Source organism: Rahnella perminowiae (assembly GCF_019049755.1).
GTDB lineage: Bacteria > Pseudomonadota > Gammaproteobacteria > Enterobacterales > Enterobacteriaceae > Rahnella > Rahnella perminowiae.
On record NZ_JAFMOS010000583.1, the window covers coordinates 1 to 23,496 of the forward strand.

General features: G+C 51.7%; 17 protein-coding genes, 1 rRNA gene and 1 riboswitch. Of the genes, 9 read left to right on the forward strand and 9 right to left on the reverse strand.

Annotated features, from left to right (window positions below):
- Positions 1-68, reverse strand: a 16S ribosomal RNA gene (locus J1785_RS16555); the annotation flags it as partial.
- A gap of 679 nt (positions 69-747) precedes the next feature.
- Between J1785_RS16555 and purH the strand changes: the two genes are divergently transcribed.
- Positions 748-2,337, forward strand: a complete 1,590-nt coding sequence (purH, locus tag J1785_RS16560; protein WP_217219933.1) for a bifunctional phosphoribosylaminoimidazolecarboxamide formyltransferase/IMP cyclohydrolase — start codon at positions 748-750, stop codon at positions 2,335-2,337.
- Positions 2,338-2,383: 46 nt separating this feature from the next.
- Positions 2,384-3,673 carry a phosphoribosylamine--glycine ligase gene (gene purD, locus J1785_RS16565; protein WP_129955664.1) on the forward strand — a complete coding sequence of 430 codons (1,290 nt, stop codon included), beginning with the start codon at positions 2,384-2,386 and terminating at the stop codon, positions 3,671-3,673.
- Between the two features lie 64 nt (positions 3,674-3,737).
- Here purD and J1785_RS16570 read toward each other — a convergent pair whose 3' ends face one another.
- The 6 genes from J1785_RS16570 to nudC form a co-directional block, all read right to left on the reverse strand.
- Positions 3,738-4,424: a DUF1481 domain-containing protein gene (locus J1785_RS16570; protein WP_240782882.1), complete on the reverse strand. Its 687-nt coding sequence runs from the start codon at positions 4,422-4,424 to the stop codon at positions 3,738-3,740.
- A gap of 18 nt (positions 4,425-4,442) precedes the next feature.
- Positions 4,443-4,715, reverse strand: coding sequence for a nucleoid-associated protein HU-alpha (hupA, locus tag J1785_RS16575; protein WP_013577396.1), 273 nt, complete (start codon positions 4,713-4,715; stop codon positions 4,443-4,445).
- Between the two features lie 190 nt (positions 4,716-4,905).
- Positions 4,906-5,496: a YjaG family protein gene (locus J1785_RS16580; RefSeq protein ID WP_129955666.1), complete on the reverse strand. Its 591-nt coding sequence runs from the start codon at positions 5,494-5,496 to the stop codon at positions 4,906-4,908.
- A gap of 56 nt (positions 5,497-5,552) precedes the next feature.
- The gene (nfi, locus tag J1785_RS16585; protein ID WP_129955667.1) at positions 5,553-6,248 is read right to left on the reverse strand and encodes a deoxyribonuclease V; all 696 of its coding nucleotides are present in this window, start codon (positions 6,246-6,248) and stop codon (positions 5,553-5,555) included.
- Between the two features lie 9 nt (positions 6,249-6,257).
- Positions 6,258-7,322, reverse strand: coding sequence for a uroporphyrinogen decarboxylase (gene hemE / locus J1785_RS16590; protein WP_015699029.1), 1,065 nt, complete (start codon positions 7,320-7,322; stop codon positions 6,258-6,260).
- A gap of 71 nt (positions 7,323-7,393) precedes the next feature.
- A complete protein-coding gene (gene nudC / locus J1785_RS16595; protein ID WP_129955668.1) occupies positions 7,394-8,170 on the reverse strand; it encodes an NAD(+) diphosphatase in 777 nt (258 codons plus the stop codon).
- A gap of 98 nt (positions 8,171-8,268) precedes the next feature.
- Between nudC and rsd the strand changes: the two genes are divergently transcribed.
- The 7 genes from rsd (at position 8,269) to thiH (ending at position 14,619) form a co-directional block, all read left to right on the forward strand.
- Entirely contained in the window at positions 8,269-8,784 is a 516-nt protein-coding gene (gene rsd / locus J1785_RS16600) for a sigma D regulator (protein WP_129955669.1), read from the forward strand.
- Positions 8,785-8,869: 85 nt separating this feature from the next.
- A riboswitch (TPP riboswitch) is annotated at positions 8,870-8,996 on the forward strand.
- Between the two features lie 146 nt (positions 8,997-9,142).
- Positions 9,143-11,107, forward strand: coding sequence for a phosphomethylpyrimidine synthase ThiC (thiC, locus tag J1785_RS16605; RefSeq protein ID WP_238483251.1), 1,965 nt, complete (start codon positions 9,143-9,145; stop codon positions 11,105-11,107).
- Complete coding sequence (thiE, locus tag J1785_RS16610) at positions 11,104-11,757, forward strand: thiamine phosphate synthase (protein ID WP_217137365.1); 654 nt, start codon at positions 11,104-11,106, stop codon at positions 11,755-11,757. The genes thiC and thiE overlap by 4 nt, the downstream gene beginning before the upstream one ends.
- Positions 11,750-12,499 carry a HesA/MoeB/ThiF family protein gene (locus J1785_RS16615; RefSeq protein ID WP_129992340.1) on the forward strand — a complete coding sequence of 250 codons (750 nt, stop codon included), beginning with the start codon at positions 11,750-11,752 and terminating at the stop codon, positions 12,497-12,499. Before thiE ends, J1785_RS16615 begins: the two co-directional genes overlap by 8 nt.
- The gene (gene thiS, locus J1785_RS16620; RefSeq protein ID WP_129955673.1) at positions 12,496-12,696 is read left to right on the forward strand and encodes a sulfur carrier protein ThiS; all 201 of its coding nucleotides are present in this window, start codon (positions 12,496-12,498) and stop codon (positions 12,694-12,696) included. Before J1785_RS16615 ends, thiS begins: the two co-directional genes overlap by 4 nt.
- 1 nt (position 12,697) lies before the next feature.
- Positions 12,698-13,477 carry a thiazole synthase gene (locus J1785_RS16625; protein ID WP_129955674.1) on the forward strand — a complete coding sequence of 260 codons (780 nt, stop codon included), beginning with the start codon at positions 12,698-12,700 and terminating at the stop codon, positions 13,475-13,477.
- On the forward strand, positions 13,474-14,619 hold the full coding sequence (thiH, locus tag J1785_RS16630; protein WP_129955675.1) for a 2-iminoacetate synthase ThiH: 1,146 nt from the start codon (positions 13,474-13,476) through the stop codon (positions 14,617-14,619). Before J1785_RS16625 ends, thiH begins: the two co-directional genes overlap by 4 nt.
- A 264-nt stretch (positions 14,620-14,883) precedes the next feature.
- Here thiH and rpoC read toward each other — a convergent pair whose 3' ends face one another.
- Together rpoC and rpoB are read right to left on the reverse strand one after the other, a co-directional pair.
- Positions 14,884-19,104 (reverse strand): DNA-directed RNA polymerase subunit beta', encoded by a 4,221-nt coding sequence (rpoC, locus tag J1785_RS16635; RefSeq protein ID WP_129955676.1) that lies wholly within the window; start codon positions 19,102-19,104, stop codon positions 14,884-14,886.
- A 91-nt stretch (positions 19,105-19,195) separates the two neighbouring features.
- On the reverse strand, positions 19,196-23,224 hold the full coding sequence (gene rpoB, locus J1785_RS16640) for a DNA-directed RNA polymerase subunit beta (RefSeq protein ID WP_015699039.1): 4,029 nt from the start codon (positions 23,222-23,224) through the stop codon (positions 19,196-19,198).
- Between the last annotated feature and the right edge of the window lie 272 nt (positions 23,225-23,496).

Here is a 23,496-nt window from a genome sequence, read left to right on the forward strand (position 1 = left end):
CGCTCGACTTGCATGTGTTAGGCCTGCCGCCAGCGTTCAATCTGAGCCATGATCAAACTCTTCAATTAAAAGTTCGATTTGCTTAAACACGTTAAGCGGTGCTCAGAGATTACTTCGTAATAATTCAACTAAATGAATTACTGCTTGGTCACTCTAAGACTTGATATTTTTTGCCACCGAAGTGGCTGATATCGTCTTGTGAGTGCCCACACAGATTGTCTGATAAATTGTTAAAGAGCAGTGAGTTACGCGCTTTCGCTTGCTAACTCGAGGTGGCGTATATTACGCTTTCCTCATTCAGTGTCAACCGTTTATTTCACCCGGTTGCCGCTGTTTTTAATCTTTCCGACCCGGTCACTTCGTGATGTTGTTCACGTTGTTCCCTGTCGATGGAGCGGCATTATAGGGAGTTCTCAGCAGGCCGCAAGGGCTAATTTTAAGAAAAATCACTGTTTGCTGCATTACACAGCAAACACACCGCTTATACCGTGTTTTGCACAGATTTATCCACAGAGGCACAGGAATCTCAAATTTTGCGAGCGTCGCGCAATCGTTTTCGCTACAATTTCGCGCGTTAGTTTTCACTGCCCTTTAGGGGTGATAAATGAAAAATCAGCCACTGAGGGGAAGTTATCCAAGCTCAATCCCACGTTTTTCTGCAAAGTGCTCTATATAAAGAGAAGAAAATCGTCATTGAATTCCGATAACGCTCTTTACTGCGACTCCAAAGCCAAGGATATAACCACCATGCAACAATCTCGTCCAATCCGCCGCGCTCTGCTCAGTGTTTCTGACAAAGCCGGTATCGTAGAATTCGCCCAGGCTCTGTCTTCGCGTGGCGTTGAATTACTTTCCACTGGCGGAACCGCCAGCCTGTTAGCTAAAGCCGGCCTGCCAGTCACCGAAGTTTCTGACTACACCGGTTTTCCGGAAATGATGGATGGACGCGTCAAAACCCTGCACCCGAAAGTTCATGGCGGGATCCTCGGTCGTCGTGGGAAAGATGATGAAATCATGGCGCAGCATTCTATTGCACCAATCGACATGGTGGTCGTTAACCTTTACCCGTTCGCACAAACCGTCGCGCGCCCGGACTGTACACTGGAAGATGCAGTAGAAAACATTGATATTGGCGGCCCGACCATGGTTCGCTCAGCAGCGAAGAACCATAAAGATGTGGCGATCGTAGTAAAGAGCAGCGACTACGCGTCTATTATTGAAGAAATGGATGCCAACAGCAGCTCGTTGACACTGGCGACCCGTTTCAACCTGGCAATCAAAGCTTTCGAACATACCGCTTCTTACGACGGCATGATTGCGAACTACTTTGGCACGATGGTTCCGGCTTACCACGGTGATACTGAATCGGCTTCCGGCCAGTTCCCGCGCACACTGAATCTCAGCTATATAAAGAAACAAGATATGCGTTATGGCGAGAACAGCCATCAGAACGCTGCCTTCTATATAGAAGAGAACGTCAGCGAAGCTTCTGTGGCCACCTCTACTCAGCTTCAGGGCAAGGCACTTTCCTATAACAACATTGCGGATACCGATGCAGCTCTGGAATGTGTAAAGGAATTTGCAGAACCTGCCTGCGTCATCGTCAAGCATGCTAACCCGTGCGGCGTGGCCATCGGTGACAGTATCCTGGCCGCTTACGAGCGCGCCTACCAGACTGATCCGACGTCGGCTTTCGGCGGCATTATTGCCTTTAACCGTGAGCTGGATGCTGAAACGGCAAAAGCCATCATCAGCCGTCAGTTTGTGGAAGTGATCATCGCGCCGTCCGTCAGTGACGAAGCGCTGGCATTGACCGCGGCCAAACAAAATGTTCGTGTACTCACCTGCGGACAATGGCAAGAGCGCCAGAAAGCGCTCGACTTCAAACGTGTCAATGGTGGCCTGCTGGTTCAGGATCTCGATTTGGGTATGGTTGATACCGCTGATTTGCGTGTGGTTTCCGAGCGCCAGCCGACAGAGCAGGAACTGACAGACGCGCTGTTTTGCTGGAAAGTGGCTAAGTTTGTAAAATCCAATGCCATTGTTTATGCGCGTGACAAAATGACCATCGGTATCGGCGCTGGCCAGATGAGCCGCGTTTATTCTGCCAAAATTGCCGGTATCAAAGCCGCCGATGAAGGTTTGCAAGTGGCGGGCTCCGTAATGGCCTCTGATGCTTTCTTCCCGTTCCGCGACGGTATTGATGCGGCGGCAGCCGTGGGTATTACCTGCGTGATCCAACCTGGCGGCTCTATCCGTGACGATGAAGTTATTGCTGCGGCTAACGAACACGGCATTGCAATGCTGTTCACCGATATGCGCCACTTCCGTCATTAATTTTCTTTTGGCGGGTGCGATGCGCCCGCTCATCCGGAGTCTTCGAATGAATATTTTAATTATCGGTAACGGCGGGCGTGAACATGCACTGGCATGGAAAGCATCGCAGTCACCTCTGGCGGATAAAGTCTTTGTTGCACCTGGCAACGCCGGCACGGCGCTGGAGCCGCTACTGGAAAACGTTGATATTGCCGCCACTGACATCGCCGGCTTGCTGAGTTTCGCACGTGAACATGATATCGGCCTGACTATTGTCGGTCCTGAAGCACCGCTGGTGATTGGTGTGGTCGATGCTTTCCGCGCAGCGGGCCTGAAAATCTTTGGCCCGACGCAGGAAGCGGCGCAGCTGGAAGGCTCTAAGGCATTCACCAAAGATTTTCTGGCTCGCCATAATATTCCCAGTGCCGATTACCAGAACTTCACCGAAATCGAACCCGCTCTGGCTTATCTGCGCAGCAAGGGTGCGCCGATTGTCATCAAAGCTGACGGCCTCGCCGCTGGCAAAGGTGTCATTGTGGCAATGACCCTGAAAGAAGCCGAAGATGCCGTTCATGACATGCTGGCGGGAAATGCTTTCGGTGATGCAGGCCATCGCATTGTTATCGAGGAGTTCCTCGACGGCGAAGAAGCCAGTTTCATCGTCATGGTCGACGGTACCAATGTATTACCGATGGCGACCAGTCAGGATCACAAACGTGTAGGTGACGGCGACAGCGGTCCGAACACCGGTGGTATGGGAGCCTATTCTCCGGCGCCAGTCGTGACCGATGAAATCCATCAGCGCGTGATGGATCAGGTGATTTGGCCAACCGTTCGCGGTATGGCGGCGGAAAATAACACCTATACCGGTTTCCTGTATGCCGGTCTGATGATCTCCGCTGACGGCCAGCCGAAAGTGATCGAGTTCAACTGTCGTTTCGGCGATCCGGAAACTCAGCCGATCATGCTACGTCTGCGCTCTGATCTTGTGGACTTATGCCTGGCCGGTGCTGAAGGTCGTCTGGGTGATAAAACATCCGAGTGGGATCCGCGCCCGTCGCTGGGTGTCGTGCTCGCAGCCGGTGGCTATCCTGCAGATTATAAAACCGGAGATGCTATTCATGGTCTGCCGCTGGAAGAAGTACCGGACGGTAAAGTCTTCCACGCCGGAACCCGTTTGCAGAATGAACGTGTGGTCACTCATGGCGGTCGCGTGTTATGTGTGACGGCATTGGGTAAAACGGTGGAAGCAGCACAGGCACGCGCTTATGACTTAGCAAAAGATATTCATTGGGAAGGCAGCTTCTGCCGCAAAGACATCGGTTATCGCGCCATCGATCGCGAACGCAATCAGTAATCCTGCCAGCCCCGACAATCAAAAAGGCACGCTTCGGCGTGCCTTTTCATGCGTGAACCCGGGATCAGAGATCGGACTCTTTCGGTTCCCATTTACAAAAATCTTCATTAGCTACCAGCAACATCTCATTACCCTGAGGGGCGGTCAGCCAGGCTAATCCCAGGTTATCGTTACTGCGACTGGCTCGTTTCGCCAGCCAGACCTGTGAGCGGACAGTCAGTGTCGGCGTGACTTGTTCACCGGCACAGGTTGTTATTAACCCTTTGCGCCAGCGCGCCTGAACCAGCCGGACTTTCCCTGCCTGCAGCGCATTACTCAGATCGAGAATTTTTGACGCTTCATACTTATAGCGTTCGATTTCGTCTGCAGATAATTTCTCCCGACGCTCCGGAAGCTGCCGTTGCATAAAGCTGACATTGCCGCCCTCATCAAAACGCAGCATGACACCCAAATCCGTTTTAGTCGCATGGGTTTCTTTAAGCAGGTGCAATTGCCCTTGCTGGAATTCGTATCGGGTAATAATCGTATCGCCGCCGTAATAGGGGCTGTAGACGTTGAGAATGGTTTGAGGATCGTGCTGTGCGCTGTCTTTACGCCAGAGCCGGTTGATACCTTGATCGGCGACATAACCGCTGGCAAAGAATAACTCAGGATCTTTTTTAGAACTGCAACCCACCAGACCGAGCACCAGTAAACCTGCTACCAGTCCGGGGGTGATAAACTGAAGGGGCTTAAAGGCCCCTCCGCTTATTCTTTTCACTGCAAGCAATTACTTAACAGCGTCTTTCAGAGCTTTACCAGAAACGAACGCAGGCACGTTTGCAGCTGCGATTTTGATTTCTTTACCAGTCTGTGGGTTACGACCAGTACGCTCGTTACGATGATTTACCTTGAAAGTCCCGAAACCAACCAATTGTACAGCATCACCTTCTTTCAGAGACTCGGTAATAGCAGACAGAGTAGATTCAAGAGCAACTTTGGCCTGTGCTTTGGAAAGATCAGCTTTGTCCGCAATTACATCAATCAGTTGAGTCTTGTTCATAAGTTATCCTTTACAGTGTGTTTATCGTTTGCAAAGCATCGAGTGCGACGGATATGCCGATTGACAGCACCCTCCTGCATACACGCACCGATAGCCACTTTTTTTACGCCCCCCAAATGTAGACCAGACAGGGTGCGGATGTGAAGCCTTAAGGCACGACAAATCAGGCGTTAAATCACGTTTTCTTGCCTTATTGCGTTAAATTTATGCCAATGTTACTGACAGCGGCTTCACGCAGGTCAGAACGTAACCCTTTTATTAATTCCAGGTCACGCTCTTCACAGTCAGCCAACAGGCGAAAAATCTCCCATTGGATGTCCCATTCCTCTTCCACGGCAGGAATGACTTTGAGTTCTTCATCCGTCATTTCTCTACCGGCCTGAGTCATTTCCAGCATCGCGACAGTACGAATTGACGCCTCACTGACGGCAACCGCGTGTGACAGCGTTTCGCCACTCAGACGTGAATGAATCAGTTCACCTAATGCAATACATGCATCGATGGCCGGATAAACCCCATAGATGTCGTAATCATCGGAAGAAGGCACCGCTTCTTCCAGTTTTTCGAGCTGTGAGTCAAAATTGACCTTGGCGTCTTTTACCACCAGCGTCTCCCAGATTAAATCCAGGATGCGGCGGTAAAGCTGTGCTTCGCCAAACCCGGTTTCCAGACAAAATGCCTGATAGTTCGGGTACATGCGTTCACACAGGCTTGCCATAAACGTTACGTGTTGCCAGCTTTCCAGCTTTTCGAGACGTAAATGAATTGGATTACGTAACATGAGTTGATCTCGTTAACTTTTCTGCGCGGGAGTTTACCTGAAATAAATCAATATCCCTATTCCTTGATTCCTAAAAGATCATCACTCAGCCGTTGCCAGCGTTGAAACGCCGTCCGGTTTGACGCCACAGCATCTGCCCAACGGGTAGGCTCCGGCAGACGATATTGCCGCATGCACTGTTGTACCCAATAAAGCGATGAATCCATGCTGATACGATTACCGGGTGAGATGAATAATGGATTACAACGCAGCTTGCTCCGCCACACCCAGCCAATCTGTTCATCCCCTTCGTACAGCGCCTGGCGACTGTGTAGTTCCTCACCCAGTGGCAGGAACTGACCACATAGACGGCTTTTCGCCACACCAATCGTCGGAACATCGATCATCAGGCCAAAATGACTGGCGACGCCAAGACGACGCGGATGCGCAATCCCTTGCCCGTCGACGAAAACCAGATCAGGGTGCGATGAGAGCTGCCGCCACGCCTGCAGCAGGGCGGGAAGTTCGCGGAAGGAAAGGAAACCAGGAATGTAAGGCATAACAGTGGGGATACGGGCAATCTGATACTCTACCAGCTCCAGCGTCGGGTAGCGTAAAACAGCCACCGCCGCGCGTGTCACCTCACCCCCCTGTTCGAAACCGACATCCACTCCCGCGATCAATGCGGGAGGGGTGAATTCGGGCGGATCCTGCAATTTAATCTGATCTGCGAGGATCCGTTGTTCTTCACGTAAAGCACGGGTATTGATCATACCGGGATTTTACTCGTGATATTGCCGGGACAGGCTATGCACCGCTTCGACGAAGGCACCCGCATTTTCCGGCGGGACGTCCTGATGAATGCCGTGACCCAGATTGAACACATGACCATTACCTTTGCCGAAACCGGCAAGGATGGTCTCCACTTCCTGCTCTATACGCACCGGCGAGGCATACAACATTGAAGGATCCATGTTGCCCTGAATCGCGACTTTGTCACCCACGCGACGGCGCGCATCGGCAATATCGGTGGTCCAGTCGAGACCCAGCGCGTCGCAGCCCGTCGCAGCCATCGCTTCCAGCCACTGTCCGCCGCCTTTGGTAAACAGCGTGACCGGCACACGACGCCCTTCATTTTCACGGATCAGGCCATCGACAATCTTGTGCATATAGTTCAGGGAAAATTCGCGGTAATCGCGGGGAGACAGTACGCCGCCCCAGGTGTCAAAAATCATTACCGACTGGGCGCCCGCTTTGATCTGGGCATTAAGGTAAAGAATAACGCTGTCTGCCACTTTATCGAGTAACAGATGGAAAGTGGACGGATCGGCGTACATCATCTTTTTGATTTTGGTGAAGGCTTTACTGCTGCCACCTTCTACCATATACGTCGCCAGCGTCCACGGGCTGCCGGAGAAACCGATAAGCGGCACTTCACCTTTCAGGTTCTTACGGATAGTACGCACGGCGTTCATGACATACCCAAGCTCCATTTCAGGATCCGGAACCGGCAGTTTTTCGACATCGGCACGGTTCGTTAATGGCGAAGAAAAACGCGGCCCTTCACCGGCTTCAAAATACAGCCCAAGCCCCATCGCATCAGGAATGGTCAGGATGTCGGAGAATAGGATCGCCGCATCCAGCGGATAGCGACGAAGCGGCTGCAAAGTCACTTCACAGGCCAGCTCGGCATTCTTGCACAGCGACATAAAATCACCGGCTTCAGCGCGGGTTTCTTTGTACTCCGGCAAATAACGGCCTGCCTGACGCATCATCCAGACCGGTGTAATGTCCACTGGCTGACGTAACAAAGCACGCAGGTAACGGTCGTTTTTCAACTCATTCATTCTTGCTCTTTCCTTCAGTATTCGGGCCGCCCGATAATCGTCTCACAGCATTCTATCACGTAAAACCGCCTCTACTCTTCGTGTTCAGCACGACAAAGAGCAACGGTGTCTTCAATAAGACGGCGCGCGATCGTCCCTGGCGGTGGCAACTGCGGTAATGCATCAAAGCGATACCAGTTCGCGTTAAGCAACTCTTTCGGGTCATGCTGAATGTCGCCACTGTCGTAATCCGCCATAAATGCCATCATCAGCGAATTGGGGAACGGCCAGGGCTGAGAACTGACATAACGGACGTTTTTCACACGAATATTACTTTCTTCCAGGACTTCGCGTGCCACGGTTTCCTCCAGGGTTTCTCCGACCTCAACAAAACCCGCCAGAACCGTGTGAATGCCATTACGATGCCGGACATGCTGTGCCAGCAAAATCTCATCACCCTTACGGATGGCGACAATAATGCAGGGTGCAATCTGCGGATAATAGCGTTCGCGGCAGTGCCCGCAGAGTGCAGCCCACTCGGTTTTGCTGACATGCATTGCATGCCCGCAGTAGCCACAGAACTGATGAGATCGATAAAATTCAGACAGCTGTACACCGCGCCCGACCAGCTGGAATAATCCACGATCCTGATCCAGCAACTGACGGGCGGAAAACATATGGTTTGGCATCGCCTGACGAATCAGCCAGACAGGTTCACCCTGCCATTCGCCGATCTGTCGCGCCGTTTTACCGGTCAGAGAAAATTGTGTGGCGCTGCCAAATGGCAGTTCGCCCTCAGGCAGCCATAGCTTGCCGTCCTGGCTGATGACCCACCAGCCATTGTGTTGCTCGGTAATCTGTAATTCCATAATTGTTGTTGCATAACCTCATCGGGACTGACAATCTGAGGGGGATATTCACCTGTTAGTAACTTTTAGTTACGTCTTTATCGCTCACGGAGTCAACCATGCTAAATCGTCTGGAAAGACTGACCCAACGCGTTGGTGGCAATAATGCGTTAGTGGATCAATGGCTGCACGCACGCAAAGAGCTGCTGGTTTCGTACTGCACTTTGGTCGGCCTCAAGCCCAATAAAGAAAAACATACCCCTCTCAATGAAAAAGCGCTGGATAACTTTTGCCATAACCTGGTGGACTATCTGTCTGCCGGTCATTTCCATCTGTATCAGCGGATCATTGATGAAGTTGAAGGTGCGAATAGCCCGATAAAATTGCAGGCTGCAAAAATCTATCCTGCACTGGAACTGAATACTGAAACTATCATGGCTTTCCATGATAGTTACACTGAAAATGATATTGATGATGACAATGCTTTCGCATTTCATTATGCATTATCCGATATAGGTGAAGCGTTAGATGCGCGTTTTCAGCTGGAAGATCAATTAATTATTCTCGCTTTTGATCGCAGCAGTCAGGCAGTAAAGCCACCTGAAAATGAAGAACATCTCGCCAGACCGGTTTAAGACTTTGCCCTACTAAAATCCGGCTAAGATTTGTGATTTTAGTAATAGTTTTAGTTGTAGTTTCAAAAAACGCCTCCTATATTGAGGCTTCTTGTCGGAGTGCCTAGCGCATAATTTTCTCGCGAAGATTACGCCAGGCTGAGACCGTTAATTCGGGATCCGCGGAACCTGATCGGGTTAGTACCCGCGAAGGGAACAAGAGTAATGTTATGCGTTCAGCGTAATCTGGCATCTGCCTGCATCAGGCCGCCTGCGCTCCATCGCCCATTTTTACTCCTGCCGTAAACCTCCAGACAAGCAATTTTCCATCACGTTTTTGCCACGTTTTTACTACGCAAAACAACACAAGGAATTTGCTATGTCGAGTACTCAAAAAACTGTTGTTTCTACAAAGACACCTTCAAACCGCCGTGAACAACGGGCGCAGGCGCAGTCGTTTATCGACAGTCTGCAGGGTGAAGCTTTTCCCAATTCCCGCCGTATTTATCTTGAAGCTGACCGCCATGATATCCGCGTACCGATGCGTGAAATCCAGCTCAGCCCGACGCTGGTCGGCGGCGGCAAAGACAATCCACAATTCGAAGAAAATGAAGCGATTCCTGTTTATGACACCGCCGGGCCTTACGGCGATCCGTCGGCAGTTATCGACGTGCATACCGGCCTGGAAAAATTACGCGCCCGCTGGATAAACGCGCGGGCGGACACGGAGGAACTCCCGCAGGTCAGTTCCGGTTTTACCCAGCAGCGACTGGCGGATGAAGGGCTGGACCACCTCCGCTTCGAACACCTGCCCCGCCCGCGCAAAGCCATTGCGGGTAAAAATGTCACACAACTGCATTACGCCCGCAAAGGCATCATCACGCCTGAGATGGAATTTATCGCCGTTCGCGAAAATATGGGGCGTGAACGGATCCGCGGTGACGTTCTGCGTCAGCAACATCCCGGCGAAAGCTTCGGTGCGCATCTGCCCGCCAATATCACCGCAGAGTTTGTAAGACAGGAAGTCGCTGCCGGTCGCGCGATTATTCCCGCCAATATTAACCATCCTGAATCAGAGCCGATGATCATCGGACGCAATTTCCTGGTGAAAGTGAACGCCAACATCGGCAACTCGGCGGTGACGTCTTCTATCGAAGAAGAAGTCGAGAAACTGGTATGGTCGACACGCTGGGGCGCGGATACCGTGATGGATCTCTCCACCGGCCGTTATATACATGAAACCCGTGAGTGGATCCTGCGTAACAGTCCGGTACCTATTGGTACCGTGCCGATTTATCAGGCACTGGAAAAAGTCAACGGCGTGGCCGAAGACCTGAACTGGGAAATGTTTCGCGATACGTTGCTGGAACAGGCCGAACAAGGTGTCGATTACTTCACCATACACGCCGGGGTATTGCTGCGTTACGTGCCGATGACCGCCAAACGCCTGACCGGGATTGTGTCCCGCGGCGGTTCGATCATGGCGAAATGGTGCCTTTCACATCATCAAGAAAGTTTCCTGTATGAGCATTTCCGCGAAATTTGCGAAATCTGTGCCGCCTATGATGTCTCGCTGTCACTGGGCGACGGCCTGCGGCCTGGCTCCATTCAGGATGCCAACGACGAAGCGCAATTTGCCGAATTACGTACATTAGGTGAACTGACCAAAATCGCCTGGGAATATGATGTTCAGGTCATGATCGAAGGACCGGGGCATGTGCCGATGCAGATGATCCGCCGCAATATGACCGAAGAACTCGAACATTGCCACGAAGCGCCCTTCTATACCCTCGGCCCGCTGACTACCGATATCGCGCCGGGTTATGACCATTTCACGTCCGGTATTGGTGCCGCAATGATTGGCTGGTTCGGTTGCGCCATGCTCTGTTATGTCACGCCAAAAGAGCATCTCGGCCTGCCTAACAAAGAAGACGTTAAGCAGGGTCTCATCACCTACAAAATCGCAGCACATGCCGCCGATTTAGCGAAAGGACATCCCGGCGCCCAAATCCGTGACAACGCTATGTCAAAAGCACGGTTCGAATTCCGCTGGGAAGACCAGTTTAATCTGGCTCTCGATCCGGCAACGGCTCGTGCCTATCACGATGAAACGCTGCCTCAGGAATCCGGCAAAGTGGCACACTTTTGCTCAATGTGCGGTCCGAAATTCTGCTCCATGAAAATCACTCAGGAAGTGCGCGATTATGCCGCCGCACTGGAAGCCAAAGCCCAGCCGGTTGAAGTTATTGAATCCGGTATGGCACAGATGTCTGCCGAATTCCGTTCACGCGGCAGCGAGCTTTATCATCCGGCCGACAATCTCAGCACGGAGAACAACCAATGAATCAGTCCGCTCAACCCTTTCCTGCCGTTCCGTTCCACCTTGGTTTATATCCGGTCGTGGACACCGTGGAATGGATTGCCCGCCTGCTGGATGCGGGCGTTAAAACGTTGCAATTACGTGTGAAAGATTTGTCTGATGAGGAAGTCGAGCCAGCAATTATTGATGCAATTGCGCTGGGCAAAAAATATCAGGCACGGTTATTTATCAATGATTACTGGTGCCTGGCGATAAAGCATCAGGCTTATGGTGTGCATTTAGGTCAGGAAGATCTGGATACCGCCGATCTTGAGGCAATCCGTCAGGCTGGTTTACGGCTGGGCGTATCCACACATGATGATACTGAAATGGCACGCGCTGTCGCCGTGAAACCTTCTTACATCGCCCTCGGTCATATCTTCCCGACGCAGACCAAAGATATGCCGTCGGCGCCACAAGGACTGAAAGAACTCGCCCGACACATCAGGCAACTCAACGGCAGCTTCCCGACGGTGGCCATCGGCGGGATCAGCATTGAACGTGCTCCGTCGGTTCTCGATTGCGGCGTCGGCAGCATCGCCGTCGTCAGCGCCATTACGCAGGCAGCAGACTGGCGGGCAGCCACCGCAGAATTACTGGCTTTATGCGCCAGTAAGGTGCCGGAAGATGCTTAACGATGCGGCTTTTATGCGCTACAGCCGTCAGCTGATGCTGGAGGAGTTCGGTCCGCAGGCACAGGAAAAGCTACAGGCGGCGAAAGTCCTGATTGTCGGGCTAGGCGGACTGGGATCGCCGGCAGCCTTATATCTGGCAGCGGCAGGCGTAGGTACGCTGGTTCTGGCCGATGACGATCAATTACACATCACCAATCTTCAACGACAGATACTCTACCGCACCGCAGATCTCGATCAGCCCAAAGCGGTTCTGGCAAAACGTGAATTACTGCGTCTGAATCCGCTTTGCGAAGCCGTGGCCATCACGGAGCGTCTGACAGGCGAAGCGTTGATCCGTGCCGTGTCAGACACCGATATCGTTTTAGATTGCAGCGATAACATGGAAACCCGGCACGCGGTTAATAAAGCCTGCGTAGAGGCTGAAAAAACCTTGATCAGCGGTAGCGCCGTCGGATTCAGCGGACAGCTTCTGGTGCTAGAAGCGCCTTATGTACACGGTTGTTACGCTTGTTTGTATCCGGATCAGGAAACCGTACAGCGCAATTGCCGAACATCAGGTGTGCTCGGCCCGGTCGTTGGCACCATCGGTACATTGCAGGCGCTGGAAGCACTAAAAATCCTGGCGGGACTGCCTTCCGTACTGAGCGGAAAGTTACGTCTGTTCGACGGTAAAACGCAAAACTGGCGTTCACTGCAACTCACACGTTCATCAGCCTGTGCCATCTGCGGAGGCCACGCATGAACATTCTGGTCAATGAAGTACCACACCAATTCAGTCAACCGCTCACCTTGTTGAATCTGCTCAGTTTACTGGCGTTAAATCCTGCAGGCAGCGCACTGGCGGTTAATCAGGTCATTATTCCCCGCGATAACTGGCCTGCTCATTTACTGGAAGACGGTGACGAGATCCTGCTCTTTCAGGCGATAGCCGGAGGCTGATATGTTAAAAATTGCTGATACCACTTTTACGTCACACCTTTTTACCGGAACGGGAAAATTCGCCAGCCCGGCGTTAATGCAACAGGCACTGGAAGCATCCGGCACTCAACTGGTGACCATGGCGATGAAACGCGTTGATCTGCGTCGCGGAGGGGATGACATTTTGTTTCCTTTGCAGCAGCTCGGGGTCCGTTTGTTGCCTAACACATCCGGTGCTAAAACAGCTGAGGAGGCCGTATTTGCCGCACAACTGGCAAGAGAAGCACTGGCAACAAACTGGGTGAAGCTTGAAATTCACCCAGACGTAAAATACCTGCTGCCCGATGCCATAGAAACGTTGAAAGCCGCAGAGATTCTGGTGAAAAAAGGATTCGTTGTTTTGCCGTATTGCAGCGCGGATCCGGTGTTGTGTAAACGTCTGGAAGAAGTCGGTTGTGCCGCCGTCATGCCCCTGGGTGCGCCGATCGGCTCCAATCAGGGTCTGCAAACCCGTGAGTTTTTGCAAATCATCATTGAGCAGGCACAGATTCCGGTCGTCGTTGATGCCGGTATTGGTGCCCCAAGCCAGGCCGCTGAAGCGCTGGAAATAGGGGCCGATGCTGTATTAGTCAATACGGCGATAGCCGTCGCAGGCGATCCGGTTGCTATGGCAACGGCATTCCGGCTGGCGGTACAGGCCGGCGCAATCGCCCGTCAAAGCGGCCTGGGTGGCAGGCAGCGGCAAGCCAGCGCGTCAAGTCCGCTGACCGGTTTCCTCAATGCTCCGCAGGTATCCTTATGAATAACTTTACGGATGTGTGGTCAATGCTGGACTGGGATGATATTTCCCTTCGCATCAACAGCAAAACATCCCGTGATGTTGAACAGGCGCTCAGCCGCAACAAAATCAGCCGTGAAGATTTCATGGCATTAATTTCTCCGGCTGCGCTGCCTTATCTGGAAACTATGGCGCAACGCGCTCAACAACTGACACGTCAGCGATTCGGCAATACGGTGAATTTCTTCGCCCCCTTGTATTTATCCAATCTTTGCGCCAACGAATGTACATATTGCGGCTTTTCGATGAGCAATAAAATCAAACGTAAAACGCTGGATGAAAATGAAATCAGTCGGGAGTGTGAAGCGCTGAATGCGCTGGGCTTCAAACATCTGTTATTGGTCACCGGCGAACACAAGGGAAAAGTCGGCATGGATTATTTCCGCCGCCATTTGCCGCCAATCAGAAGCCATTTCGATTCGCTGATGATCGAAGTTCAGCCGCTACAGCAGGAAGAATATGCCGAGCTGAAAACGCTGGGGCTGGACGGTGTATTGGTTTATCAGGAGACCTATCACGCACCGACCTATGCCTTGCATCATCTTCGCGGACAGAAACAAGATTTTTTCTGGCGACTGGAGACACCGGACCGGCTCGGGCGGGCAAGGATCGATAAAATCGGACTTGGGGCCCTGTTTGGGCTTTCAGGCAACTGGCGGACGGACAGTTATATGGTGGCCGAACATTTGTTGTACCTCCAACAAACCTACTGGCAAAGCCGTTATTCGGTGGCATTTCCGAGATTGCGCCCTTGTACCGGCGGTATCGAACCAGCTTCTTTGTTAGAAGAAAACCAGCTTGTACAACTGATATGCGCTTTCAGGATGCTGGCACCGGATGTCGAGCTTTCATTGTCGACGCGCGAATCACCTTACTTCCGCGATCATGTCATCCCGCTGGCGATCAACACCGTCAGCGCAGGATCTAAAACACAACCCGGTGGCTATGCCGATGATCATCCGGAACTTGAGCAATTTGCACCGCACGATAACCGATCCCCGCAACGTGTCGCAGAGGCATTAACACAAGCCGGGCTGCAGCCGGTCTGGAAAGACTGGGACAGTTTTTTGGGGCGGGTCTCGCAGGAAAATGTCGCCGGAGGGTAATTTAGTAAACTCTCAGGAATACAGATTCCATAAAACAATTTTGCTCCTCGCGCCAGCAGTCCTGGGGCATTAATGTGCCTTTGCCACTGCACATTCGCAACTGGCCGGCGCCATTCATCCCGGCGCTGCTTCCAAATAGCCGGAACAGGTTATCGTCCAGTTTCCTGTTCCGGCTCCTCTTTACCCGCCACGTCCTTTCTCAAATTTCAGGTAAAAAAAAACCGCCCTCGAAGGGGCGGTTTTATGCGTTTCGACAGAAGACGATTAATCGTCGCTGTTACCGAAACCTGCGTTCAGCAGTTCAGCCAGGTTAGCCGTTGCTTCATCCGCACTGACTTGCGGTACAACTGGCACTTCGCCCTGTGCTTTACGGCGTGCACGATCCTGATGATAAGCGTAACCGGTACCGGCTGGGATCAGACGGCCAACGATAACGTTCTCTTTCAGGCCACGCAGTTCATCACGTTTACCCGCAACAGCGGCTTCAGTAAGAACGCGCGTGGTTTCCTGGAACGATGCAGCAGAGATGAAGGATTCGGTCGCCAAAGATGCTTTGGTAATACCGAGCAGATCACGGGTAAAGGTTGCCGTGATTTTGCCTTCAGCTTCCAGCTGACGGTTAGCGATTTTAACGCGAGACATTTCTGCCTGCTCGCCTTCCAGGAAGTCAGTGCCACCAGCGCTAACGATGGTGCCTTTACGCAACATCTGACGAACGATAACTTCAATGTGCTTATCGTTAATCTTAACGCCTTGCAGACGGTAAACTTCCTGCACTTCGTTAGTGATGTAGCGGGTAACCGCATGAACACCACGTAAACGCAGGATGTCGTGCGGAGACTCAGGGCCGTCGGATACGACGTCACCACGTTCCACAACTTCGCCTTCGAACACGTTCAGCTGACGCCATTTAGGGATCATTTCTTCGTAAGCATCGCTGCCATCCAGCGGAGAAATTACCAGACGACGTTTGCCTTTGGTTTCTTTACCGAAGGAGATGATCCCGCTGATTTCAGCAAGGATTGCAGGCTCTTTCGGACGACGTGCTTCGAACAGGTCAGCAACGCGTGGCAGACCACCGGTGATGTCCTTGGTACCGCCGGATTCCTGAGGAATACGCGCCAGGGTGTCACCGGAGTGGATCTGAGTACCATCTTCCAGCTGAACGATCGCTTTACCTGGCAGGAAGTATTGAGCAGGCATATCAGTACCTGGAATCAATACGTCGTTGCCTTTAGCATCAACGATTTTCAGTGCCGGACGCAGATCTTTACCGCTACCGGTACGCTCTGCAGAGTCCAGAACAACCAGAGAAGACAAACCGGTCAGGTCATCAGTCTGGCGGGTAATGGTCTGAGTATCCACCATATCGGCAAAGCGAATGAAACCACTCACTTCACTGATAACTGGCATGGTGTGCGGATCCCAGTTAGCCACGGTTTCGCCGCCGTTAACTGCTGCGCCATCACCTTTGCCCATCACGGAACCGTAAGGCACTTTATAGCTTTCTTTGGTACGACCAAATTCGTCGATCAATTTCAGCTCAGTGTTACGGGAAGTGATAACCAGTTTGCCGTTAGAGTTGCTAACGTGCTTGTGGTTGCTCAGTTTAATGGTACCGGTATTCTTAACCTGAATGCTGGATTCCGCTGCCGCACGAGATGCCGCACCACCGATGTGGAAGGTACGCATCGTCAGCTGGGTACCCGGCTCACCGATTGACTGTGCTGCAATAACACCGATCGCTTCACCTTTGTTGATGATGTGACCACGTGCCAGGTCGCGACCGTAGCAGTTTGCACACACACCAAAGTCGGTTTCGCAACTTACGACTGAACGTACTTTCACGCTGTCGACAGAGTTCTCTTCTAACAGATCACACGTCTTCTCGTGAAGCAGGGTGTTACGTGGAACCAGGATATCCGCCGTACCCGGCTTCAGGATATCTTCTGCAGTCACACGACCCAGTACACGTTCGCGCAGTGGTTCTTTAACGTCGCCACCTTCGATGACCGGAGTCATCATGATGCCTTCGTGAGTACCACAGTCGTCTTCGGTCACTACCAGATCCTGTGCCACGTCAACCAGACGACGGGTCAGATAACCGGAGTTCGCCGTTTTCAGTGCGGTATCCGCCAAGCCTTTACGAGCACCGTGAGTAGAGATGAAGTACTGGAGTACGTTCAGACCTTCACGGAAGTTCGCGGTGATTGGCGTTTCAATGATGGAACCATCCGGCTTGGCCATCAGGCCACGCATACCGGCCAGCTGACGAATCTGTGCAGCAGAACCACGCGCACCGGAGTCGGCCATCATAAAGATACTGTTGAAGGAAACCTGCTGTTCAACAACACCGTCACGGTTGACGACGTCTTCAACAGACAAGTTTTCCATCATTGCCTTAGCAACACGTTCGTTGGCCGCAGCCCAGATGTCGATCACTTTGTTATAGCGTTCGCCAGCAGTTACCAGACCAGACTGGAACTGTTCCTGGATTTCAGCAACTTCAGTTTCTGCTTCTTCGATGATCTCTGCTTTCTTCGCAGGGATTACCATGTCATCGATACCTACGGATGCACCTGAACGGGCAGCGTAAGCAAAACCGGTGTACATGATCTGGTCAGCAAAAATAACGGTCGGCTTCAGGCCCAAAATGCGGTAACAGGTGTTCAGCATTTTGGAGATAGCTTTTTTGCCCAGAGGCTGGTTGACGATAGAGAACGGCAGACCTTTTGGCACGATCATCCACAGGATGGCGCGACCGACAGTCGTGTCAATAATCGACGTCTTATGCGTAACTTCGCCTTCGGTATTTTTGATCTCTTCAGTAATACGCACTTTGACACGCGCATGCAGAGAGGCCAAACCGGCGCGGTAAATACGCTCAGCTTCTTTAGGACCGGTCAGAACCATGCCTTCGCCTTTGGCGTTAACACAGTCACGGGTCATGTAGTACAGACCCAATACAACGTCCTGAGAAGGAACGATGATTGGCTCGCCGTTCGCAGGTGACAGGATGTTGTTGGTAGACATCATCAACGCACGCGCTTCCAGCTGAGCTTCCAGCGTCAACGGTACGTGAACAGCCATCTGGTCACCATCGAAGTCGGCGTTATATGCCGCACAAACCAGCGGGTGCAGCTGGATTGCTTTACCTTCGATCAGAACCGGTTCAAACGCCTGAATACCCAAACGGTGCAGGGTTGGTGCACGGTTCAGCAGTACCGGGTGTTCGCGGATAACTTCGTCCAGGATATCCCAAACGACAGCTTCTTCGCGCTCAACCATTTTCTTCGCGGCTTTGATGGTGGTGGCGAGGCCACGCAGTTCCAGCTTGCCGTAAATGAACGGTTTGAACAGTTCCAGTGCCATTTTCTTCGGCAGACCACACTGATGCAGACGCAGGTATGGACCTACGGTGATAACGGAACGACCAGAGTAGTCGACACGTTTACCCAGCAAGTTCTGACGGAAACGACCCTGTTTACCTTTAATCATGTCTGCCAGAGATTTCAGCGGACGCTTGTTAGAGCCGGTAATTGCACGACCGCGACGGCCGTTATCCAGCAAAGCATCTACCGCTTCTTGCAGCATACGTTTTTCGTTACGTACGATGATGTCTGGCGCAGCCAGATCCAGCAGGCGTTTCAGACGGTTGTTACGGTTAATCACGCGACGATACAGATCGTTCAGATCTGACGTTGCGAAACGGCCACCGTCCAGCGGAACCAATGGACGCAAATCTGGCGGCAATACCGGCAGCACGGTCAGGATCATCCACTCTGGTTTGTTACCAGACTGAACGAACGCTTCCAGCAGCTTGATACGCTTGGTCAGCTTTTTACGTTTGGTTTCGGAGTTGGTTTCGTTCAACTCTTCACGCAGTTGTTCGCACTCTGCTTCCAGGTCCATGTTTTTCAACAGAGCCTGAATGGCTTCCGCACCCATCTTCGCGTCGAACTCATCACCAAACTCTTCCAACGCATCCAGATACTGCTCTTCAGTCAGGATCTGGCGTTTTTCGAGGTTGGTCATGCCGCCTTCGATAACCACATAGGATTCGAAGTACAGAACACGTTCGATATCACGCAGTGGCATATCCAGCAGTAAACCGATGCGCGATGGCAGCGATTTCAGGAACCAGATGTGTGCAGTCGGGGAAGCCAGTTCGATGTGGCCCATACGCTCACGGCGTACTTTAGTCTGGGTCACTTCAACGCCGCACTTCTCGCAGATCACGCCGCGATGTTTTAAACGCTTGTACTTACCGCACAGGCATTCGTAGTCTTTTACTGGTCCGAAGATACGGGCACAGAAAAGGCCGTCACGTTCTGGTTTGAACGTACGGTAGTTAATGGTTTCTGGCTTCTTAACTTCACCAAAAGACCAAGAACGGATCATGTCTGGCGATGCCAGAGCAATTTTGATCGCATCAAACTCTTCGGTCTTAGTTTGCGCTTTCAGAAACTTTAGTAAGTCTTTCACGGATTGGCTCCCGTCGGGTTAGACCTGTTAGGCACCTGGTCTGTATTGATTAACAGGCAGGTGCCCCTGTGATCAGTGCGAATTCGAGTACTTACTCGTCTTCCAGCTCGATGTTGATACCCAGAGAACGGATTTCTTTCAACAGTACGTTGAAGGATTCCGGCATGCCTGGTTCCATACGATGATCGCCATCTACGATGTTTTTATACATCTTAGTACGGCCGTTCACGTCATCGGACTTAACAGTCAGCATTTCCTGCAGGGTATAAGCGGCACCGTATGCTTCCAGTGCCCACACTTCCATCTCACCGAAGCGCTGACCACCGAACTGAGCTTTACCACCCAGCGGTTGCTGAGTAACAAGGCTGTAAGAACCGGTAGAACGCGCGTGCATCTTATCGTCAACAAGGTGGTTCAGTTTCAGCATGTACATATAGCCGACGGTAACCTGACGCTCGAATTGCTCGCCGGTACGGCCGTCAAACAGTGTGATCTGACCAGAGGTTGGGATTCCGCCCATTTCAAGCAGTTGCTTGATCTCTGTCTCTTTCGCACCGTCGAAGACTGGTGTTGCGATTGGCATACCTTTTTTCAGGTTCTCAGCCAGACGCAATACTTCATCATCGGTGAAGGTGTTCAGATCCACTTTCTGACGTACATCGTCGCCCAGATCGTAGGCACGCTGGATGAACTCGCGCAGCTTAGAAACTTCTTCTTGTTTCTTCAGCATGGCATTGATTTTTTCACCAATACCTTTCGCGGCCATACCCAGGTGGGTTTCCAAAATCTGACCAATGTTCATACGTGATGGAACGCCCAGCGGGTTCAGTACGATATCAACCGGAGTCCCGTTTTCATCGTAAGGCATATCTTCGATCGGGTTGATCTTAGAGATAACACCTTTGTTACCGTGGCGGCCGGCCATCTTGTCACCAGGCTGGATTTGACGTTTAACGGCCAAATACACTTTAACGATTTTCAGCACGCCTGGTGCCAGATCATCGCCCTGAGTGATTTTACGACGCTTAGCTTCGAGTTTTTTCTCAAACTCGGATTTCAGTTCGTCGTACTGTTCAGCAAGCTGTTCCAGTTGGTTCTGTTTGTCTTCGTCAGTCAGTGACAGTTCTAACCAACGGTCGCGAGGCAATTTGCCCAGCTTGTCAGCTTCAACACCGCCAGCAACCAGCGCAGACTGGATACGTGCAAACAGACCGGCTTCCAGGATCTGCAATTCTTCAGTCAGGTCTTTCTTAGCCTGCTTCAGTTGCATCTCTTCGATTTCCAACGCACGTTTGTCTTTTTCCACGCCATCGCGGGTGAAGACTTGCACGTCGATAACCGTACCGGAAACGCCGTTTGGTACACGCAGAGAAGAGTCTTTAACATCAGACGCTTTCTCACCGAAGATCGCACGCAGCAGTTTCTCTTCCGGCGTCAGTTGGGTTTCACCTTTAGGCGTAACCTTACCCACCAGAATGTCACCACCGGTCACTTCAGCACCGATATAAACGATACCGGATTCATCCAGTTTGGAGAGCGCAGCTTCACCCACGTTAGGGATGTCAGCGGTGATCTCTTCAGGCCCTAACTTGGTGTCACGGGACACACAGGCCAGTTCCTGGATATGGATGGTCGTGAATCGGTCTTCCTGCACAACACGTTCGGAGACCAAGATGGAGTCTTCGAAGTTGTAACCGTTCCAAGGCATGAACGCGACACGCATGTTCTGACCCAGAGCCAGTTCGCCCAGATCTGTTGACGGACCATCTGCCAGCACGTCGCCGCGCTCGATTGGCTCGCCCAGATTCACACACGGCATCTGGTTGATGCAGGTGTTCTGGTTAGAACGGGTGTATTTGGTCAGGTTATAAATGTCGATACCTGCTTCGCCCGGGTACATCTCTTCTTCGTTAACACGAATAACGATACGGGATGCATCCACGTACTGAACAATACCGCCACGTTTAGCTACGGCAGTAACACCGGAGTCAACCGCTACAGCACGTTCCATACCAGTACCCACCAGCGGCTTATCAGCGCGCAGAGTCGGAACGGCCTGACGTTGCATGTTCGCACCCATCAATGCACGGTTGGCGTCATCGTGTTCCAGGAATGGAATCAGTGAAGCACCAACGGAAACAACCTGTTGGGTGGAAACGTCCATGTAGTCAACCTGATCGCGGCTAAACAGGCTGGATTCGCCTTTGCTACGACAAGTGACCAGGTCTTCAATGAAGCGCCCTTCTTCGTCTAGGTTGGAGTTCGCCTGAGCGATAACGAAGTTGCCTTCTTCAATAGCAGACAGATAGTTGATTTCATCAGTCACCAGACCATCACGTACGCGACGGTAAGGGGTTTCCAGGAAACCGTACTCATTGGTCTGTGCATAAACAGACAAGGAGTTGATCAGACCGATGTTTGGACCTTCTGGCGTTTCGATTGGACATACGCGACCGTAGTGAGTCGGGTGTACGTCTCGAACTTCAAAGCCAGCACGTTCACGGGTCAAACCGCCCGGACCCAATGCAGAGATACGACGCTTATGCGTGATCTCAGACAACGGGTTGTTCTGGTCCATAAATTGTGACAGCTGGCTTGAGCCGAAGAATTCTTTCACCGCAGCCGAAATTGGCTTAGCGTTGATCATATCCTGAGGCATCAGCGTGTCGAGGTCGCCCAGAGACAGACGCTCTTTAACCGCACGCTCAACACGAACCAAACCTACACGGAATTGGTTTTCAGCCATTTCGCCGACGGAACGAATACGACGGTTGCCCAAGTGGTCGATATCGTCCACTTCGCCCTGGCCGTTACGAATACCGATCAGCTTTTTCATAACCTGAATGATGTCGTCTTTGCTCAGGATACCTGAACCTTCGATTTCATCACGCAGCAGAGAACGGTTGAACTTCATACGACCCACTGCAGACAGGTCGTAACGATCTTCAGAGAAGAACAGGTTCTCGAACAGGCTTTCAGCCGCTTCACGCGTTGGTGGCTCACCAGGACGCATCATTCGGTAGATCTCAACCAGTGCGCTCAGGCGATCGCTGGTTGGGTCGACGCGAATAGTCTCGGACATGTAAGCGCCATGATCGAGGTCGTTGGTGAACAGCGTTTCAATGGTTTTGTGGCCGGACTGGCTGAGCTTAGCCAGCAGATCCAGAGACAATTCCATGTTAGCCGGGACGATCAGCTCACCGGTATTGGTGTCGATGTAGTCTTTAGAGACCACTTTCCCTGCGATGTACTCAACAGGAACTTCGATGCGCTGAATTTCGTCTTTTTCAAGCTGACGAATATGACGGGCAGTGATACGGCGGCCTTTTTCTACATAGACTTTGCCGTCAGCTTCGATATCAAAGGAAGCTGTTTCACCACGCAGGCGTTCAGGTACCAGTTCCATCTGCAACTTGTTGTCGCGGATCTGGTAAGTCACCTTGTCAAAGAACAGGTCAAGGATCTGTTCAGTCGTGTAATTTAATGCACGCAGAATGATAGTCGCAGGCAATTTACGGCGACGGTCAATACGCACAAAGAGGTTATCTTTCGGGTCAAACTCGAAATCCAACCATGAACCGCGGTAAGGGATGATACGTGCGTTATAAAGCACTTTACCCGATGAGTGGGTCTTACCCTTGTCGCTGTCGAAGAATACGCCCGGACTACGGTGCAGCTGAGATACGATAACCCTCTCAGTACCGTTAATCACAAAGGTACCATTTTCGGTCATGAGCGGAATTTCGCCCATATAGACTTCTTGTTCCTTGATGTCTTTGACCGTACCTTCTGGTGCTTCGCGTTCGTAGATCACCAGACGCAGTTTCACACGCAGTGGCGCGGAGAACGTCACACCACGGATCTGGCATTCTTTAACGTCAAATACTGGCTCACCAAGACGGTAGCTAACGTATTGCAGCTCAGAGTTACCGCTGTAGCTCTTGATAGGGAATACAGAACGGAATGCAGCTTCCAGACCGTACTGGCCTTCCGGGTCTTGCTCGATAAACTTCTGGAACGAGTCAAGCTGGATAGAAAGGAGATATGGAATGTCCAGAACTTGTGGACGTTTACCAAAATCCTTACGAATGCGTTTTTTCTCGGTATAGGAGTAAACCATAGGGTTCCTCAGCTCGCTGATCAGTGACCCAATCTTGTCTGCCCTGAGAAGGACAGTTCATGCAACACCGTTTATGTCGACCGGAAAGCAGAAACGCTTTCCGCAATATCTGTTTTCTACCACTCTTAAATCATTTCGTTGTGCGTTATCTGTAGATGAGCTACAGCAAGAGGCAACAATATATTAAGGCGTCTATAGAAAGAGATATTAGAGTAGTTCAGTGCTCAAACAGTGTGAAACATCACTGACACTCTATAGCGCAAAAAGGCTGG

What these genes read in the sequence shown, in the direction of transcription:
- purH (WP_217219933.1), top strand. Translation starts at nt 748, where the DNA reads ATGCAACAATCTCGTCCAATCCGCCGCGCTCTGCTCAGTGTTTCTGAC.
- purD (WP_129955664.1), top strand. Translation starts at nt 2,384, where the DNA reads ATGAATATTTTAATTATCGGTAACGGCGGGCGTGAACATGCACTGGCA.
- hupA (WP_013577396.1), bottom strand. Translation starts at nt 4,715, where the DNA reads ATGAACAAGACTCAACTGATTGATGTAATTGCGGACAAAGCTGATCTT.
- J1785_RS16580 (WP_129955666.1), bottom strand. Translation starts at nt 5,496, where the DNA reads ATGTTACGTAATCCAATTCATTTACGTCTCGAAAAGCTGGAAAGCTGG.
- nfi (WP_129955667.1), bottom strand. Translation starts at nt 6,248, where the DNA reads ATGATCAATACCCGTGCTTTACGTGAAGAACAACGGATCCTCGCAGAT.
- hemE (WP_015699029.1), bottom strand. Translation starts at nt 7,322, where the DNA reads ATGAATGAGTTGAAAAACGACCGTTACCTGCGTGCTTTGTTACGTCAG.
- nudC (WP_129955668.1), bottom strand. Translation starts at nt 8,170, where the DNA reads ATGGAATTACAGATTACCGAGCAACACAATGGCTGGTGGGTCATCAGC.
- rsd (WP_129955669.1), top strand. Translation starts at nt 8,269, where the DNA reads ATGCTAAATCGTCTGGAAAGACTGACCCAACGCGTTGGTGGCAATAAT.
- thiC (WP_238483251.1), top strand. Translation starts at nt 9,143, where the DNA reads ATGTCGAGTACTCAAAAAACTGTTGTTTCTACAAAGACACCTTCAAAC.
- thiE (WP_217137365.1), top strand. Translation starts at nt 11,104, where the DNA reads ATGAATCAGTCCGCTCAACCCTTTCCTGCCGTTCCGTTCCACCTTGGT.
- J1785_RS16615 (WP_129992340.1), top strand. Translation starts at nt 11,750, where the DNA reads ATGCTTAACGATGCGGCTTTTATGCGCTACAGCCGTCAGCTGATGCTG.
- thiS (WP_129955673.1), top strand. Translation starts at nt 12,496, where the DNA reads ATGAACATTCTGGTCAATGAAGTACCACACCAATTCAGTCAACCGCTC.
- J1785_RS16625 (WP_129955674.1), top strand. Translation starts at nt 12,698, where the DNA reads ATGTTAAAAATTGCTGATACCACTTTTACGTCACACCTTTTTACCGGA.
- thiH (WP_129955675.1), top strand. Translation starts at nt 13,474, where the DNA reads ATGAATAACTTTACGGATGTGTGGTCAATGCTGGACTGGGATGATATT.
- rpoB (WP_015699039.1), bottom strand. Translation starts at nt 23,224, where the DNA reads ATGGTTTACTCCTATACCGAGAAAAAACGCATTCGTAAGGATTTTGGT.